The sequence below is a fragment of the Parasporobacterium paucivorans DSM 15970 genome (assembly GCF_900141895.1).
GTDB lineage: Bacteria > Bacillota > Clostridia > Lachnospirales > Lachnospiraceae > Parasporobacterium > Parasporobacterium paucivorans.
The window spans coordinates 76482-93008 of record NZ_FQYT01000006.1 but is presented as its reverse complement, the minus strand read 5'-3'; the positions used below and the strand labels follow the sequence as shown (position 1 = coordinate 93008).

The 16527-nt window shown below is 44.1% G+C and carries 17 protein-coding genes and 1 riboswitch; of the genes, 2 read left to right on the top strand and 15 right to left on the bottom strand.

Features of this window, described 5'->3' with window-relative positions; genetic code table 11:
• Positions 1–2: 2 nt before the first annotated feature.
• The 7 genes from hemC to cbiQ are packed head-to-tail and all read right to left on the bottom strand — an operon-like array spanning position 3 to position 5379.
• On the bottom strand, positions 3–884 hold the full coding sequence (gene hemC / locus BUA79_RS03935) for a hydroxymethylbilane synthase (RefSeq protein WP_073993061.1): 882 nt from the start codon (positions 882–884) through the stop codon (positions 3–5).
• The gene (locus BUA79_RS03930; protein ID WP_073993060.1) at positions 877–1356 is read right to left on the bottom strand and encodes a precorrin-2 dehydrogenase/sirohydrochlorin ferrochelatase family protein; all 480 of its coding nucleotides are present in this window, start codon (positions 1354–1356) and stop codon (positions 877–879) included. Before BUA79_RS03930 ends, hemC begins: the two co-directional genes overlap by 8 nt.
• Complete coding sequence (gene hemA / locus BUA79_RS03925; RefSeq protein WP_073993059.1) at positions 1353–2594, bottom strand: glutamyl-tRNA reductase; 1242 nt, start codon at positions 2592–2594, stop codon at positions 1353–1355. Before hemA ends, BUA79_RS03930 begins: the two co-directional genes overlap by 4 nt.
• A gap of 30 nt (positions 2595–2624) precedes the next feature.
• Positions 2625–2942 (bottom strand): energy-coupling factor ABC transporter substrate-binding protein, encoded by a 318-nt coding sequence (locus BUA79_RS03920; protein WP_073993058.1) that lies wholly within the window; start codon positions 2940–2942, stop codon positions 2625–2627.
• The gene (locus BUA79_RS03915) at positions 2929–3693 is read right to left on the bottom strand and encodes an energy-coupling factor ABC transporter permease (protein ID WP_073993057.1); all 765 of its coding nucleotides are present in this window, start codon (positions 3691–3693) and stop codon (positions 2929–2931) included. Before BUA79_RS03915 ends, BUA79_RS03920 begins: the two co-directional genes overlap by 14 nt.
• Entirely contained in the window at positions 3674–4537 is an 864-nt protein-coding gene (locus tag BUA79_RS03910; RefSeq protein ID WP_073993056.1) for an energy-coupling factor ABC transporter ATP-binding protein, read from the bottom strand. Before BUA79_RS03910 ends, BUA79_RS03915 begins: the two co-directional genes overlap by 20 nt.
• Positions 4538–4548: 11 nt before the next feature.
• On the bottom strand, positions 4549–5379 hold the full coding sequence (cbiQ, locus tag BUA79_RS03905; RefSeq protein WP_073993055.1) for a cobalt ECF transporter T component CbiQ: 831 nt from the start codon (positions 5377–5379) through the stop codon (positions 4549–4551).
• Positions 5380–5498: 119 nt separating this feature from the next.
• Positions 5499–5683: riboswitch (cobalamin riboswitch) on the bottom strand.
• Between the two features lie 146 nt (positions 5684–5829).
• Between cbiQ and BUA79_RS03900 the strand changes: the two genes are divergently transcribed.
• Positions 5830–6624 carry a sirohydrochlorin cobaltochelatase gene (locus tag BUA79_RS03900; RefSeq protein WP_242941636.1) on the top strand — a complete coding sequence of 265 codons (795 nt, stop codon included), beginning with the start codon at positions 5830–5832 and terminating at the stop codon, positions 6622–6624.
• 88 nt (positions 6625–6712) lie between these two features.
• Here BUA79_RS03900 and BUA79_RS03895 read toward each other — a convergent pair whose 3' ends face one another.
• The 4 genes from BUA79_RS03895 to BUA79_RS03880 are packed head-to-tail and all read right to left on the bottom strand — an operon-like array spanning position 6713 to position 9373.
• Positions 6713–6901, bottom strand: coding sequence for a hypothetical protein (locus BUA79_RS03895; protein ID WP_073993054.1), 189 nt, complete (start codon positions 6899–6901; stop codon positions 6713–6715).
• Positions 6902–6934: 33 nt separating this feature from the next.
• Entirely contained in the window at positions 6935–8188 is a 1254-nt protein-coding gene (locus BUA79_RS03890; RefSeq protein WP_073993053.1) for a coproporphyrinogen-III oxidase family protein, read from the bottom strand.
• A gap of 13 nt (positions 8189–8201) precedes the next feature.
• A complete protein-coding gene (locus tag BUA79_RS03885) occupies positions 8202–9086 on the bottom strand; it encodes a radical SAM protein (protein WP_330389177.1) in 885 nt (294 codons plus the stop codon).
• A gap of 26 nt (positions 9087–9112) precedes the next feature.
• Entirely contained in the window at positions 9113–9373 is a 261-nt protein-coding gene (locus BUA79_RS03880) for an SHOCT domain-containing protein (protein ID WP_073993051.1), read from the bottom strand.
• Between the two features lie 153 nt (positions 9374–9526).
• Between BUA79_RS03880 and BUA79_RS03875 the strand changes: the two genes are divergently transcribed.
• Positions 9527–10366 carry an SDR family NAD(P)-dependent oxidoreductase gene (locus BUA79_RS03875; protein WP_073993050.1) on the top strand — a complete coding sequence of 280 codons (840 nt, stop codon included), beginning with the start codon at positions 9527–9529 and terminating at the stop codon, positions 10364–10366.
• Positions 10367–10408: 42 nt separating this feature from the next.
• Here BUA79_RS03875 and BUA79_RS03870 read toward each other — a convergent pair whose 3' ends face one another.
• From BUA79_RS03870 to BUA79_RS03855, 4 genes are all read right to left on the bottom strand, one after another.
• Positions 10409–11806, bottom strand: coding sequence for an LVIVD repeat-containing protein (locus BUA79_RS03870; protein WP_073993049.1), 1398 nt, complete (start codon positions 11804–11806; stop codon positions 10409–10411).
• Positions 11807–11900: 94 nt separating this feature from the next.
• Entirely contained in the window at positions 11901–12428 is a 528-nt protein-coding gene (locus BUA79_RS03865; protein WP_073993048.1) for a chemotaxis protein CheW, read from the bottom strand.
• Positions 12429–12504: 76 nt separating this feature from the next.
• Complete coding sequence (locus BUA79_RS03860) at positions 12505–14973, bottom strand: AAA family ATPase (protein ID WP_073993047.1); 2469 nt, start codon at positions 14971–14973, stop codon at positions 12505–12507.
• A 138-nt stretch (positions 14974–15111) separates the two neighbouring features.
• Positions 15112–16524 (bottom strand): uridine kinase family protein, encoded by a 1413-nt coding sequence (locus BUA79_RS03855; protein ID WP_242941635.1) that lies wholly within the window; start codon positions 16522–16524, stop codon positions 15112–15114.
• Between the last annotated feature and the right edge of the window lie 3 nt (positions 16525–16527).

The following is a 16527-nucleotide window of genomic DNA, read 5'->3' as shown; positions in this document are numbered from 1 at the left end:
TTTCATTCCTTCCCTGCCAGCTTTAACCTGTTGGCCAGTCTAATCCCCAATTCTTCCGCCTCAAAAACATTTCCTGTAATGGTGCCGGTTCTACTTTCAACCATGTCTTCACCGTAATATAGTCCCTTTAACGTGATGGAGCCATCGCTTACTGTAGCAAACGCCGCAATCGGGGATGAGCACCCACCGTCCAGTGTTCTGACAAAGCTTCTTTCACATATTGCCGCATAACGGGAGTCCGAATCGTCTGCCTCTTTGATCAGCTCTATATCAAAATCTCTTCTGCCCTGAATGGCAAGAATTCCCTGACCGGCTGAAGGAATCATTTCTTCCGTTGTGAAATATCTGCTGATTCTGTTTTCAAGGCCCATGCGTTTCAGACCTGCCGCCGCAAGGATTATTCCTCCATACTCGCCCTGATCCAATTTTTTGATCCTTGTGAGTATGTTGCCACGCAGCTCCTTAAACTCAGCCTCTGGGAAAATCTTCTTTATCTGCAGCATCCTTCTTTTGCTCGAACACCCCAGTGGTTTTTCCAGATCCAGTTCCTGGCAGCCTTCCGGGAGAATGAGCACATCCCTTGGATCTTCCCTCTTTGAGTATGCAATTATTGGAAGCTCATCCGGAACTTCCATAGGCATATCCTTGAGGCTGTGTACGGAAATATCTGTCTTCTTCTGTGACAATGCCATGTCCAGCTCTTTGACAAAAAGACCTTTTCCGCCAATTTTGTCAAGGCTCCTGTCGAGAATAATATCTCCCGTCGTTTTCATGGGGCAGATTTCAACTTCGACATCATGGTGATCCATGATTATCCGGGCCACCATATTCGTCTGGACAACTGCCAGTTTACTTTCCCTTGTTCCGATTATTATTTTATTCATCTGTTTTTTCCTTTAATAGTTTTCTCAGCAGATCGGCTTTTTCTCTAACTTCACTATGATTGGTTCCATTACCGCACACACCAATGGTGATTTCATCCTGAAGGAGAACGGCTGGAAAGAAAAAATCGCACAATTCCTGGTTACTGGCAACATTTACAATAATGTTTTTCCGTTTGCATTCACTCCAGACTGATTCATTGACCCGGCTGTCATCGGTTATGGCCAGGACCATGACTGCATCGTCATCCAGCTCACCCTCGCGATACGCCCTTTTTTCAAGGTGGATCATTCCAGCCTCATGCATTTGGCTGATATCGCTGCTGCATTCTTTTGCGATTACTTTTATGCAGGCTTCAAAGGAAAGCAGCGTCCTGATTCTTCTTTCTGCAATTTTTCCTCCTCCGATTACGATGACCTTTCTGTCCGCCAAATCTATGAATAGCGGAAAACGTCTCTTCTTTTCATTTTTCATATTTCATATTCCGGCTGATAGATTTTTTTGATTGCCTCAACACATTCACAAAACATTTCCGGCTTTACGCTCTCCATTAATCCGAACATCAATCTGTTCACGGCTTTATCAGCCGCATCCTCAATGCTTTTTTCGAGATGCATTTTGTCATTCCCGCTGATATCGATATTGCGTATCTTTTTTTCCAGTCTTAAATTGACATCAATCGCGGCATTTTTACATATGTGACGCACCTCGGGGATGATGTCCTTGCATCTGTACCAGTTGACAAATTCCTGTATTCTCAGGCTGAGTATATTTTCAATTTCCATAATCTGCTTCCTGAACTCTTCCGATCCCATTTCCACCTGAAAGCTGTCAATATCATAGAGTTTTATATTTCTTATCCCTGCAATCAGAGGATCAATGTCTCTGGGCACTGCCAGATCAATAAAGACTCTGTTGTCATGAAATTCAATGTTTTCCAACTGCTCATACTTCAGGGTCACGTTTGGGCTTGACGTGGCGCTCAGGACGATGTCATACCCTGCTATATTCAGGAGACGATCTGCATAATCGATCCGTTTGCACCCATCCGGTATCTCAACAACCCCGCTTTTATACTGTCTGACGGTCATCGTAACGGAAGCGCCCTCTTCTTTAAGGGATGTTGCAGCCAGTTTTCCAACCTCTCCGTTCCCTATAACTAGGCATTTCTTATCTTTCAATTCCAGACCGCTGTTCTTCATTTCTTCAATCACCCGGCTTACGATCGACGAATTTGCCTTGGAGAGATGTATTTCTGTCTTGACCTTCTTAGCCGCTGTTACTGCCATTCTGAAAAGCACTTCCAAAACATTATCTGTACAGAAGTGCTCACGTGAAAAGGCGATTGCATCCTTTACCTGGGTAAGTATCTGATCCTCTCCAATGATTTTCGACTTCATTCCGCCAGCCAGATAGAAAAGGTGCCTCACTGCTTCATAACCATCACGCTCCACAAAAAACGACCTGTAATCACTGCTGTTCAAATTGGATATCTCGCAAAACATCTCATAAACAGAGCTTTGAAGCTTTTTGTCAGAGCTTATCCATATTTCCATACGGTTGCATGTGGATATAACCACACATCCCGTAATGCCTTCCACTCCGGAGAATTCCTTTATGATTTTTTCCTTCATTCTTGTTGTCTGTGCAAATAATTCCCGATATTCTATGGTAGCCCTGCTGTGGTCTATCCCAATCATTCTGATGCTCATGGTTTTATATTTCCTTTCTCTGACGGAAAACTAACTTTCTTTTTGCTCTTTTGCTCTGCTTCTTTCATAAAACCGTCCCAGGAAGAAGAAGATTATCCCTGTTCCGATTCCGGTCTGTATGCAGAAAAACAGGGTTTCAACTTCACTCGGAAGTTCTTTGCCGGTTACGGTTTCCATGACGGGTGTGAACCAGGGTTTGTAATCCGAACCGGTGATTTCCGAAACAACCTGGCTGCCCGCATCGTCTGACCCGCCGAACTTCGCATTTTTCAACAGGAATATGGGTATCAGGGCAATCAGGATGATTATAATGGACAGAATAATCACTGTCTTTTTATTCTTTGACATTGATTTTCACCCCCACATCAAATCCAAGATAAGACAATTCATTTTTTGCATATGTTTCCAGGGCTATCATGGTTATGACAGTGAGGAGTCCTTCAATTACCGCAAGGGGTATCTGGGTTGGCGCGAATACTGCCAGAAACTTCAGAAAGGAAGCAGATACACCTCCTGTTTCAGAAGGAAAGGCGATGGCCAGCTGCATGCTGGTTACACAGTATGTGAACAGATCTCCGACCAACGCCGCCAGAAAATAGCAGACTTTCTTATTGACCTTTAATTTACGGCAGATCCGGTAAACCGCATAGGCCGCAAATGGCCCGGCTATTGCCATTGAAAAGGTATTGGCTCCCAGAGTGGTTATTCCCCCATGGGCGAGCAGTATGGCCTGGAACAGCAGAACGATAATTCCAAGAATTCCTACTGTACTCGGTCCAAACAGCAAAGCCCCCAGCCCGCTTCCGGTCATATGGGAACAGCTTCCCGTAACAGATGGGATTTTCAGGGAAGACAGCAGAAACATATAGGCGCCGGCCATTGCCAGGATGGTCAGCGTTTTCCTCTGTCGCTGCAGCGTTTTTTTCAATGAGAAATAGCCGGCTGCCAGAAACGGAATGCACAGGATTCCCCATGCAACCACATAGCGTGGGGGCAGATATCCCTCCATGATATGCATGGCGCTTACAGCCGGGGTAATCCCTGCAGATAGGGCCAGTATTGACAGCAGAATGATGATTTTAATCTGTCTGCTTTTCATGTTTTTCCTCCGTTCCTCTGTTCGACAGCAGTTTCTTCAAATCCCTGACATTCTTGGGATATATATCGTCTTGTTCAAGTATCCGGTTCTCAACAAGAGATTCATAGATTTCAAGCAGTGCAGGCTGTTTTAAGTTTGCCTGCCGGAGAATCTCCCTATTCTGGAATATTTCAATGGGAGCTCCGTCAGCGATTATCCGGCCATTTGCAAATACAATCAGCCTCTCCGCCCATCTGTATGCAAAATCGATATCATGTGTTGATATAAGAAGTGTTTTCTGTTCTGATTCGAGCTTTTCCAGTATTTCTTCCAGCATATCTGCATTATAAGGATCCAGGGAGGCCAAAGGTTCATCGAATATGATGATTTCCGGTTTCATGGCAATAATATCTGCTATGGTTACCCTTTTCTTTTCGCCACCGCTCAGGTAATGCGGCGGTCTTGCCTTGAAACTACTAAGATTCATATAGGACAGGGCTTCATCGACACGATCCATCACCTCATCCTTATGAAGTTTGAGATTCATCGGCCCAAATCCAACTTCAGCCAATACGGTCGAAGCAATAATCTGGTTGTCTGCATCCTGGAAAACAATTCCTATATTTTTTCGGAGCTCCTTGATGTTCTTTTTGTTTATCTCCTGACCATTGTATATAATTTCCCCTCTTTGGGGGGACAATACTCCATTTGTAGTAAGAAAAAAAGTGGATTTCCCTGCTCCGTTCGAACCGATTACTGCAATTTTCTCCCCTTTATAAATATCCAGGCTAACCTGTTTCAGGGCCATTTCCCCGTTCCCATAAGAATACTCCATATCCCTGATTCTTAAAATTGGTTCTATCATCTTTATTCCTTTCATTTTGTGGCAAACCAGATTATAAGAAGAAAAGCCACAAACACAGATGCACCGGCAATATGGACTCCTTCTGTCTTTTTGTTTTCCTGCAGAAACGAATATTCCCCATCGTAACACCTGGCTTCCATGGCATTGTAATATGTTTCCGCTTTCTTCAGGGACACAACCAGAATATTTCCGGCAATGCTGCCAAACGAATAGCACGCTGTCCTGAAATCACAATAACCAAGCCTGGCATGTGCGGATTTCTTCATTTTATTGTTAAGTTCCAGCAGAATAAAGATATAGCGGTATATCATGTTCATCATTTCAATCACTATCACCGGCACATGCATCTTCTTCAACACGGAGATGATCTCTGACGAGGATGTTGTCAGTGTCATCATCTGCAGAGCGCTGACCGCCGCATAGGAACGGATAAACAGCCGGAACATCTCCAGCAGACTTCTTTTGGATGTAATCAGATAGAAATACCCCAGATCCATATTGATTTCTCCTGCCGGATGTCTTGAAAAATCAAATCCGACTGCCAATGTTGCCAAAAGCAGGAAGGTAAAAGGGATGCTCATAACCGAAATATACTCACGCATGTTCAGGCCGCTTTTAACAACAATCAGGTATGTCATGGCCATGATTACAAACAATGAAACAAATAAATTATTCAGTACAAGACACATGATAATGGTCACAAGTGCCAGGAACACCTTATAGGTTGGATTCCAGTGATTCATTTTTGATTTATAGGCAAAACAATCGATTGAAAAATGTTCATCATGGGTATGTCCGAACATGTTATTGCTGCCTCTAATGCCATCTTTTACAATCTTCATCCATTCAGCTCCTCATATTTCGTATCAAAAAAAGCAGCGGCTTGTAAAAACAAGCTGCTGCTACCGTATTTTGCAGTTCCGGCACTTACGTCCGATTTTCAGACCCGTTTCCTGCGGGACTAAAAAAACATACTCAAGCAGGTCTCCTGACTTACGCGTCATCATTGTTTTCGCCTTCCCAAATCAGATCTCAGTGGCATTTGAAAACAACTCTTCGATTACAGTGGCGGGTCCGTGTGGGATTTTCACCCAGCTTCCCTATTCTCCCCGCCGGTGGCAGGGCACTCGAATATTTTCAATATAAAATTCTTTTGTCATTATATCCAATTTAACAAAAACTTACAAGCCTATTTTGTCGAACTGGCACATATTTTTTATTTTATTATATTGACATTTCATTTTTCACTGTGATAGCATTTATGACATTACATAGTAAATGAGAGGATGAATATGAAAAATACAATGTCAAAAAATGCAATCTTAATCGTCAGCTTCGGAACAAGCTTTAACGAAACACGGGAGAAGAATATTGATTCCATTGAAAAAGAAATTATGGACCTTTATCCTGGGTATTCCATTTATTCTGCTTGGACAAGCAAGATGATAATCAAAAAGGTCATGCAGCGGGATGGCCGGATAATCAACACCGTGTCGGAAGCTATGGAACAGATAGTCCGGGATGGCATAGAGGAGCTTACTGTTCAGCCCACCCATATCATTAACGGCCTGGAAAATGATTTTATGATTGCCGACGTTATGGAGCATAGTAAAAGCCTTCGGAAGATTTCCATTGGCGCTCCTTTATTGAATAATATCGAAGATGCCCGGGTCATTATAGAGGTTCTGACAGAGGAGTATTCCATGAGCGATAAAAGAAAGGCACTGGTGCTGATGGGCCATGGAAGTTCCCATCATTCAAATTTTGCCTATGCCGCTCTTGATTATTCCTTTAAGGAATCTGGTCATGAAAACGTCTTTGTTGGAACCATTGAAGCCTATCCCGGCATAGACGTCATCTTAAGGTCTGTCAATGCGTATAATCCCTCCGAAATCATCCTGATTCCTTTTATGCTGGTTGCCGGCGACCACGCCGCAAACGACATGGCCGGGGATGAGGAAGATTCATGGAAGTACATCTTCGAAAGTGCAGGCTACCCGGTCAAATGCTTCATCAAGGGCCTGGGTGAATACACAAAGATCCGTGACCTGTATTTCAAGCATCTGGAGGCGGCTCTTATCTCCTAAAGGAAAAGGGATGCCACCCGGTGAGAATGGATCCCTCTCACCGGGTGGCATCCCTGCCTTATCCATTGCAGCCTGCAGCAATGAATCCTTATCCTTCAAATTCTTCGTAATCTGTATGTATATAGTTATCGGCGAGCCATGCAATATATTCGTCCCGGTTGTAGAAGCCCTCTTCCTTCCAGTTATCTGCCAGTTGGCTGTAGTTTGTTTCGCGCTGGATATTCAGTTCCTCTTCAGTAAGTATCGTACCGTCATTAACATTCCTGAATTTTTTCATTTTCAATCCACCTCCAATTAATGTTTTTGCTGATTATTTCAAAATGATTTTGTCCGGAAAAGCCTGCAGTCTGGAAACATTCCACATTTTGTCTATATAGGCCGTTGTATAAACCTGCTCAATGTGATGATACAAAAGTATCGCCTTATCCGTCAGCTCGTAACTGTCTCCTTTTTTTCTAAGATAACCTAATCTCCTTGCGATGAAAATTTCCATGCCATACATCTTTTCCAGCTCCGTGCCTATTATTTTTTTGAATCCCTCCTTGTTTATTCTCATGGAATATGCGCCCCAGAAAAGGTAATAACTCGCTCTCTGCCTTTTTGTAAAAGAAAGCGTCAGGGATGTAGGCAGGCGGTCGGCTTCCACTCTTGATATGTATTCTTCGATTGAAAAGGTGTTGATTTTAAAAGTTGTCCTTAGAAGTGTTGTTGCAGATACTCCAAATCCCAAAAACGTGTCTCTTGTCACGGAGGAATATTTTTTTGTCCCCTGCTGTGCAAACGTCCAGACCGAGGTTCTTTCCAGATTGATAGAATGGCAGTATTGAGCAAGATTTTCGAGCATTCTCTTCTTGATTTTTTCCGGCATAGGCTTATATTTATTGTCTGCAAATGTGAAATCGATAAAAGGGTATGTGGATACCTGCGTAGCGCCATTGCTGAACGCAGCATTTATGTCGTCTGCCAGGATTTTGTCTGTCTGCCCCGGAATCGCAAAAATCAAATCCACATCTATTACTTCAAACCCATAACTTTTCACCAACTGCAGCTTTTCTATGAATCGGCTTCCGGTACGTCCCAGCTTGTTCAGGCATTCCTCGTGGAAAGACTGGATCCCCAGACTTACCATAGTCACCCCTGCCGATTGCAGCTTGCGAAGGGTTTCCTCCGTGATATCGCTTGGATGCAGCTCAACCCCTATTCCCTCCTGTATAACGAAAAATTCCTCCAGCTTTGCAATAATGTCTTTTAAATCATCGATCATCAGCGCCGGAGTTCCGCCTCCAAAATACAAACTTATGACATTTTTTTTATCCCTCAGGAAACGGCACGCCAGATCAATTTCCTTGAGCAGGGCCCTTTTATATCTGTCCGCCTTCTCTTTGTTGTAGACTTCTTTGCAATATGGACAAAAACTGCACAGTGATCTGCAGAAAGGGATATGTACATATAACCCAAGACTCTCCAGTTTTTCAAATTCCAGTTTGTTTGCATGCTTTCCCCTGAAAACAAACGGTTTGAAAGACCGGGTCAGAACGAATCTGAACAATGATGTGAGCAGCACCCGTCCACCTCCCCTAGAAATATTTTGAATATGTTTTAAACATATCCGCAGTCACTTTGATATTCCCGCTAAAAACCAGCGAGAATTCCGTTGCGAAAAAGAAGCCGCATTCTTTACAAAGCCCTTCGATATCTTTACACCGTCCGCATGTCCATCTGCTGCCGTTTTCCACCACAATGCACTGATAGCAGGGAAGTTTTGCACTGTTGTTCATTACGTAAGGCAGTGCGCTTTTCAGGTTTAATATCGGATAACCCCCTCTAATCAGCCGGGCGATGCGATCACAGCAGTCCTTCTTCTCCTTCCTGCTCAGCCCGAGGTATTCCGTCCCAGGGTAAGGGGTGTGAAAGTTGAAGGAGATGCATTTCACGTTTCTTATCTTCTTCGCAGTCTCGCAGACGGCCTCCACATCCTCCTGGTTGATATGATTGATTGCCATATAGAGACAGACGTTATCGGCTGCGGCCTCTTCTATATTCTTTATAATGCAATCATACGTATCGCCGCGGATCATATTATGTCTGTCCCTGCTGCCATCCAGGCTGACCATGATCAGGTCTGCTTCCGGCAGATCCAGCGGAAAGGTACCGTTGGTGACAACATTTACCACCAAAAATCCCATTTTCTTTGCTTCGATCACCAGTTCTCTCAGGGTGATTCCGTCGTCAGTCCATAGAAATGGCTCTCCGCCGTAAAAAAGCAGAAACCGTATTCCATCTGCGTACATTCCCTCCATGTCAGCCCGAATCCGAGTGTAGGGATACAGCTCAGACGTAATATTGTTCACAGCACAATGCAAGCAGGATAAATTGCACCTATCGGTCAGTATTATGGAGCCTATAACCGGAACTTTTCTGTGAAACAAAACCGTGGTAATTCCAAAATAGGATAATCTCATCCATTCCCTTTTTTTCATGCCGGATGCTATCCCAGTTTGGATTTCTTTTTTGCAAATTCCCTGCCGCTTATCTCTCCGCTTGCATACCTTTTCCTGAGTATTTCCGTGGCATCGTCTTCGAATATGTCCCGGCTGTGGGCTGCAGCCACATACTTGTGAAAGAGCCTTGCCGCTACAACCAGCGCTATCGCCCAGAAAAAAAGATACATCGCCATAGATACCAATCCCAGATACCAGGATTGTTTTTCTTTCATCAGTTCACTATTTGGTCCGTAAAATGGATGCATATTTTTCCTCCTTTTTCGTCCAGTTTTCTTCCTTTATTATAGCATGCCAATATCCAATATGCCATGTAAATGTGTTGTTGTAATTAACGGCCGATAGGTATATAAATAAGTTATAGGACGATACGGAAAAGCAAAGCATTGGAGGGATGAATAATGAGGAAAGAAAAGAGAAACGGTTTAATCGTCATTACAGGCTGTGATACGGGAATTGGAAAAAGCCTTGCACGGATATTGCACAAACGGGGATACACGGTTGTCCTGTCCTACATGTCGAAACCTCCGTTTGGGGCAGCCCCGGGTATCTACCAACGAAAAATGGATCTGAGGATTCCAAATGATATCGACCTTTTCTGTGCCTTTGTTAAAGAGCAATGCTCAAGTGGAATGCGTCTGGAAGCACTTGTCAGCAACGCAGGTGTCGCACTTATAGGCCCAGTCGAGAATCTGCCAATTGCCGCCTACAGGGAAAATTTTGAAATCAATTTTTTTGGTGCGGTGAAAATCATCCAGTCTCTGATTCCTGATCTGATCAAAAACAAAGGAAAAATCATTATTAACGGTTCAAATGCCGGCAGAATTGCTATGCCGTTCCTTTCCCCTTATGTATCCACAAAATATGCCATTGAAGGGTTTTCTGATTCCCTGCGCAGGGAAATGAACCCCTTTGGGGTTAAAACTGTTTTGCTGGAGCCAGCTTCCGTTGCGACTCCCATCTGGAATAATCTGAGAAAGCAGGACCTCTCCTTTATTGACAAAAAATATCTTCCCTGCATCCAGTACGGCCTGGAAAGATTTATATCAGGCGGCAATCAGGGACTCGGCAGCGAAGCTGCCGGAAGAATAATCGCTGATATTCTAGAAACGAGAAACCCGAAAGCACGTTATATCATTTCCAAGAATAAATTGAATACCATTCTGCTGCAATCAGTCCCTTCAATAATCTTAGATAAGGCCGTAAAGAAAATCTTCAAAATGGATTACGGCAATAAATAAAATAAGAGCCCGCAGGATATGTACTCTTGCGGGCTCTGGCTATTATTCTGATTTTTCTTTCATTTTCAAAATGTAGAATCCATCATCGATGGCGTCTATGATGATATTCCCCCTGTCATCAACTATACAGTCTTCTGTTGTGGCATTTCTTGGTCCGGGGAATCCCGGGAAGAAAGACTCTTCTGGTGATTTATTTGGATTCGGAGGAATAAAGTATGCGATTTCCTTGATATAATAAGGATCCGATACATCATATACCCTTAGACCGGCGTGGAAATAGCAGCAGTATACCCTGTCACCGCGTTGTTCGAGCCACGGTTTGCCTGACATAGGCTCATGCAGGTTATGTGGTCCGAACGGTCCCTGGCATCCCAGATTCATCTCATTGAAGTTCTTATAAGGGAAATCCTTTGGTACTTCCGGATATGGGAACTCAGCAATCAGTGTCGGATCACCTGGGTCACTGACATCAATCATGTGGATATTATTGAGGGCCTGTGCCTTTCCTTTCAAAGCTTCTTTTGTAAAGAACTGGAAGCGTTCGCCCTCGTTGGTCACGACAACGAGGTCTCTTCCCGGCAGCGGCAGGGCCGTGTGAGTTCTTGCTCCTGCATTGTGGCTGGAAAAAGCGGGCATCAGTTTCAATTGGCCAAGACATTTTGGACGAGTTATGTCTGCAACATCCAGGACCACCAGCCCAGCACCGCTGTATCCGCAGTACGCCTTGTCTCCCACAACAAATGGAGGTCCGTGGAGCCATCCTTTATCCATGAATTCCGGCACATGCGGAGCTGCGGGATCAAAGGTGCGTCCGGGATAACCGTCTGCGTACTGTTCCGGAAGCCACCAACGTCCGACTTCAACGGGATTCGCAGGGTCTATGATATCGATTATCCTATAAATCAGTCCTTCAAATCCTACGCAATCCGCGGACAGATGCACATAACGGCCTCCGTTGTACATAAATCGGTGCACACCCATGACATGAGATAACCCGCAATCCCAATAGCCTAAAAACTTAGGATTTTCAGGATCTTCCTTTAGACTGTATATCCGGATGCCCGCTTCTGACTTAATCTGCGCAAGCTTAGTCTGGTCCACCAGGGCTCCAGGTCCGCTTCCGCTGCTCATTGCCACTATCATCAGGTCATCGGCAATCTGCATTTTAGGGGATGTTGTGGTTGGATATTCCTTTGGATCCACCAGCTCCATGTGTTTAATAAAAACAGGATTGTATGGATCGGTCACGTCATTGATCAAAACTCCCTGTCGTTTTCCACCGAAGCTGCATCCATATAAATAATACTTTCCTTGTGGGGTTTTATAAAGCGCCATCTGGAACATGCTGCTTTTACCGTCAAGACTGCTGAAAGAACAGACTTCCAAATTCCTGATAAATCCGTTGTTTCCAGGGCCCTTTGCATATAAGGTATCAGACATAATATACCCTCCTTCAATAAATATTTGGTTCATTATATCATACATTTTCGACTTAATCCACAGGATTATATATAATATATTATGTCAATTCCCTTTAATCGGCATCTGCCTGTATTTCAGCAAACTCCGTCAGTCCTTCCAACTCATCCTTTGAAAGAAGTTTTCTGCAGTCCACAATCATTTTTATTTCACTGCCTGTTTTAGCCACCTTTTTTATATATCTGTTTTCAAAGGATTCACTCACACGAGCCAGCTCCACGACGCTTTCCTCCGGAATCGTCAGAACTTCCGTCACGCTGTCAACCACCAGCCCCATCAATATCCCATCCAGATTAAATACGATGATGCACGTCCTGTCCGTATATTCACGGGGTTCTTTCTTAAATCGCAGTCTGGCGTCCATTATCGGGATTATCCTGCCCCTGAGATTAAGGATTCCCTTGAAATATTCAGGCAGTTCGGGCATTTCCGTGATGTTCTGTCTCCCAATTATTTCGGTCACATATCGGATTTCTATGGCATAATTTTCCTTCCCAAGAAAAAATGTAAGATACCGGTCCTTCAGGGTGTCTTCCGCCTCATCCGCTTCCATTGCAATATTCCGGTCTGATAAATCAATCATGTTTCTCCTCTTTTCCATATATTTCAAAAGTTGCTTTTTTATATATATCGACACAACTTTCGGAAACATAAATCTATTAAAGAGTAGTTTTCACAGTCGGAATTTCCAGGAACTTGCTGTAATCCTGAGATTTCTTGTTTGCCAGATAAAAAACGGAATCCTGTGGATAGTTGCCATCTTCCCCCGTCTCCCCCGCTGGGACTCCGGTCAGCAGCTCGATTCCTTCCTCCACCCGGTCGATGGCATAGATGTGGAACTTTCCATTTCTGACTGCTTCCACGACTTCCTCTTTCAGCATGAGGTTATCCACATTACGGGACGGGATCATAACTGCCTGCTCTCCGGTCAGACCCTTTGCGTTGCAAATATCAAAAAAGCCTTCTATTTTTTCATTCACCCCGCCTATTGGCTGTATGTCTCCCATTTGGTCAACAGACCCGGTTACCGCAAAGCTTTGTTTGATTCCCACTCCTGAAAGACTGGACAAGATGGCATAAAGCTCGGCGCTGGAAGCACTGTCTCCCTCTACGCCTTCGTAAACCTGCTCAAATGTAACCTGCGCAGTAAAACTCAATGGCTTTATCTGGGCAAGCTTGGCACACAGGTAGCCTGTCAGCGTCAATACTCCCTTGGAATGAATATTTCCACTCATGTCCGTTTCCCGTTCAACATGAGTCACGCCTCCTCTTCCTACATGGGTTATGGCAGTTATTCGTGCGGGTACACCAAAGGAATATTCTGAAGCCTGCATGACAAACAGTCCGTTGATCTGTCCAACAGCGGTTCCTTCTGTATCAATAATGAGATTTTTATTCAATATTTCTTCCTGAATCTTGTTTTCCAGTTTGCTGAAACGGTATTTCCGTTCCCGCAAGGCGTCTTTTACGTAAGATACACTGACGCTTTCTGCTCCATCCATTTTGGCAAGGGCAACCGACTCATGGATCAGCTCTCTGATTTCATCAAATCTGGTGGAAAGCTTCGTCTGATCTTCTACCATTCTGGATCCATACTCAATGATTTCTGCCATTCCCGTTCTGTCAAAATGCATCAGGCTGTTCTCCTTACAGACAGAATCGACAAATGATACATATTTCCCAAGGTTTTCCCTATTACGCGGAATCTCATAATCAAAATCCACCTTGACTTTAAACAGTTTCTGGAAATCCTCATCTGACGAGAATATCATGTAAAACAGGGGGCTCCCCACCAGAATAACCTTAACATCCATCGGAATCGGCTCCGGCTTTAATGTTATGGTTGGAACCGTCCGATACTGCTCCCCAATGTTTTCAACCACCGCTCTTTTATATTTCAGAGCCTTTTTCAGCGCATCCCATACGAACGGATCCGTCAAAAGATCTTTTGCCTGCAGTATAAGATACCCGCCATTTGCCATTTGGACAGAACCCGGTTTTATCATCGTAAAATCTGTTGTTGTTGCCCAAATCTGGCTTTTATATTCGATTTTACCAAAAAGGTTATAGTAATAGGGGTTGGATTCCGCTATCACAGGCGCGCCTTTCTGGTTTTCATTGTTGATGAAAAGATTTACTTTATACCTTGTGAAGATTCCTCCCTGATCAGGGTTCAGCGCTGACGCAATATCCACCGTTGGGTCTTCCTCCTCATCCTGTTCCCCTTTAGGTCGAAGATTCGATACCGGGGCCGGCCCGGTATCCGGACCGGAAAAGGCGGCATTATTATCCGAGATGTCTCCATGCACACTATCCAGATACTGAATGATTAATGGGAACTTTTCATACTTCTCTTTCAGGGAAACCACAAAAGGCTGCGCTGTAAGAAAAGCCGTTTCCCTGTCCAATTTTATGATCTGCTCCGTAACTTCCTTTTCAGAATTCTGAGCATCCCTCATGACCTTGTCCAGATTCTTCCACAGCCTCTGGCGCCTTTCATTGATTTCCTGCCTTTCTTCCATGGGCAGTTTATAATATTCCTCAGGGGTAAAAGGCGTCCCGTCGTGAAGAGGTATAAAGACGAATTTCATGGAAGCTGAATTGACGGCAAACCCCTCTTCCAATGCCCGGGTTTTGATTATCTGATACAATTCTTCCATCTTGGTCTGAAATGTTTCATAAATTTTCGCTTTTTTCAACTCGTATTCGCTGCTGTCATACGCTTTTCGGACGGCATTCCTGATTTCATGGACAACCGTTTCCATGTCCTTCTGGAATTCACGCCCACGTCCCGCAGGGAGAGATACGGCAATAGGTCTGTCCATATTGGTAAAATTGTGAATATAGCACCAATCATCCGGAACTGGACGGGACGCGGCTACCCGGGTGACGACCTCTTTGGCATACTGGTATTTACCGGTTCCAACCGGTCCCACAACAAAAATGTTGTATCCGTCCATAGTCATGTTCAATCCGAACTGCATGGACTTTATAACCCTATCCTGGCCTACAATGGCATCCAGTTGGGGCACCTCCTGTGATTTTCCAAAAAAGTCCAGCTCATCCTCACATTCACATTTTCTCCTTAAATTTTCCAGTGGCACTTCAAATTGTTTTTTATCTCTCATTCGTAACCCACCTTTACCTGATATTTTGCTTCCGCGGTTAAACTTCCAGCTTCATGTCATTTCCGAGTGAATTCTATTAACGCTTCCGTGTCCACAACCCGAAATGCATATCCCATGTGCTTTCCTGCTCTATTGCTCTCATTTGCCAAAATATATGCTGTCTCCGATAAATTCCCTGATGATGGAATTGAAGGGAACTTTCACATCCTCCATTGGTTTGAAAAATGTCAGAAGATTCAACAGTCTCTCTTTTGTTTCATAATAGATGCTGTCATCCTTGATTTTTGCAAGGCATTTTTCTGCATGGGGACGCAGAACATTGAGTTCATACAACAGGCTCGAATTAAACATAACATCTGCTTCCTCCTGAAATGCAAATATGTATCTGTATTCCCCCTTCCGTACATTGGCCCAGTGTTTCAGTGTCTCTTCCGGTTCCAGTCCCCTTGTTCTGTCGTCTCTGACCATTCTTCTTATCAGTCTGATTTCCGTTGTCGGTATTCGGCTGATCAAATCGATATTCACACCGCCCAGTGCACTGACATATATCTTAAAGACGGAACTCCGGTTAATGTCCCCCAAGAGATCTGGATTCAATGCATGGATGCCTTCAATCAGGAGAATTTCCTGTTGCCCGACTTTCAGGGTTTTCGTTTCTTTTTTTCTTGTGCCGGTACTAAAATCAAATAAGGGGCTTTCCACCTGCTCGCCATTTGCCAGCTTAGCAATATGCTCATGCAGCAGTTCAAGATCGAGAGCCTCAAGACATTCGAAGTCAAAGTTCCCTTCCTCATCCAACGGGGTTTTCACCCGGTCAACATAATAATCATCCAGGGACAGATCAACCGGTTTCAGCCCGTTTACCTTGAGCTGTGTAGACAGGCGCTGGGCAAAAGAGGTCTTGCCGGAGGAGGAAGGACCGGAAACCAGCAGAACCCTCAATGACCTCCTTTCATGCAGAATCTTATCCGCGATATCGGATATCTCTTTCTCATGAAGAGCCTCGGAAATACGGAGAACCTCCTGGCTATGTCCCGCATCTATAAAATAATTTATATCCGAAATGACTTCGATATCTATGTTGTCCAGCCAGTGCTGATATTTCTGGAAGGTTTGGGAAAGAAGATATGGAGAAACATGTGCCTTTCCGCTTCTGGTCTCCGGGTCTTCGAAATCTACTATGAAGCCATAGGAAAAAGGGATAATATTGAAGGGTTCTATTTCTGAAGTACTTGTATATGCCGGATAGATGGCCTGGACAATTATGTCTCCTACCTGATAATAAAAATAACCATTCTTTTTCTCAATAAATTCAATCGGATTGTCCTTGGATGCCCACTCGTGAAGTTTCTCCGAAATCAGTCTGACTTCCCGTACAGAAAGAACAGATCCATACAGATTACAGAATACTCCTTCCAGTATCGAATAGGATGTTTTCAACTTTTCTTCCGGGAATAAGTCATGGATTACTTTTAACAGACCCAGCCTTACGGTCTGTCTTCCTTTTCGAAGGTGTGTTTCCCGGCTGGTTTCGTCTTTCATCATTGTCATTCT

Excerpts from the sequence above, each read along its gene's own strand:
- hemC (WP_073993061.1), bottom strand. The coding sequence starts at position 884 with ATGAATAAAATAATAATCGGAACAAGGGAAAGTAAACTGGCAGTTGTC.
- BUA79_RS03930 (WP_073993060.1), bottom strand. The coding sequence starts at position 1,356 with ATGAAAAATGAAAAGAAGAGACGTTTTCCGCTATTCATAGATTTGGCG.
- hemA (WP_073993059.1), bottom strand. The coding sequence starts at position 2,594 with ATGAGCATCAGAATGATTGGGATAGACCACAGCAGGGCTACCATAGAA.
- BUA79_RS03920 (WP_073993058.1), bottom strand. The coding sequence starts at position 2,942 with ATGTCAAAGAATAAAAAGACAGTGATTATTCTGTCCATTATAATCATC.
- BUA79_RS03915 (WP_073993057.1), bottom strand. The coding sequence starts at position 3,693 with ATGAAAAGCAGACAGATTAAAATCATCATTCTGCTGTCAATACTGGCC.
- BUA79_RS03910 (WP_073993056.1), bottom strand. The coding sequence starts at position 4,537 with ATGATAGAACCAATTTTAAGAATCAGGGATATGGAGTATTCTTATGGG.
- cbiQ (WP_073993055.1), bottom strand. The coding sequence starts at position 5,379 with ATGAAGATTGTAAAAGATGGCATTAGAGGCAGCAATAACATGTTCGGA.
- BUA79_RS03900 (WP_242941636.1), top strand. The coding sequence starts at position 5,830 with ATGAAAAATACAATGTCAAAAAATGCAATCTTAATCGTCAGCTTCGGA.
- BUA79_RS03895 (WP_073993054.1), bottom strand. The coding sequence starts at position 6,901 with ATGAAAAAATTCAGGAATGTTAATGACGGTACGATACTTACTGAAGAG.
- BUA79_RS03885 (WP_330389177.1), bottom strand. The coding sequence starts at position 9,086 with ATGAGATTATCCTATTTTGGAATTACCACGGTTTTGTTTCACAGAAAA.
- BUA79_RS03880 (WP_073993051.1), bottom strand. The coding sequence starts at position 9,373 with ATGCATCCATTTTACGGACCAAATAGTGAACTGATGAAAGAAAAACAA.
- BUA79_RS03875 (WP_073993050.1), top strand. The coding sequence starts at position 9,527 with ATGAGGAAAGAAAAGAGAAACGGTTTAATCGTCATTACAGGCTGTGAT.
- BUA79_RS03870 (WP_073993049.1), bottom strand. The coding sequence starts at position 11,806 with ATGTCTGATACCTTATATGCAAAGGGCCCTGGAAACAACGGATTTATC.
- BUA79_RS03865 (WP_073993048.1), bottom strand. The coding sequence starts at position 12,428 with ATGATTGATTTATCAGACCGGAATATTGCAATGGAAGCGGATGAGGCG.
- BUA79_RS03860 (WP_073993047.1), bottom strand. The coding sequence starts at position 14,973 with ATGAGAGATAAAAAACAATTTGAAGTGCCACTGGAAAATTTAAGGAGA.
- BUA79_RS03855 (WP_242941635.1), bottom strand. The coding sequence starts at position 16,524 with ATGACAATGATGAAAGACGAAACCAGCCGGGAAACACACCTTCGAAAA.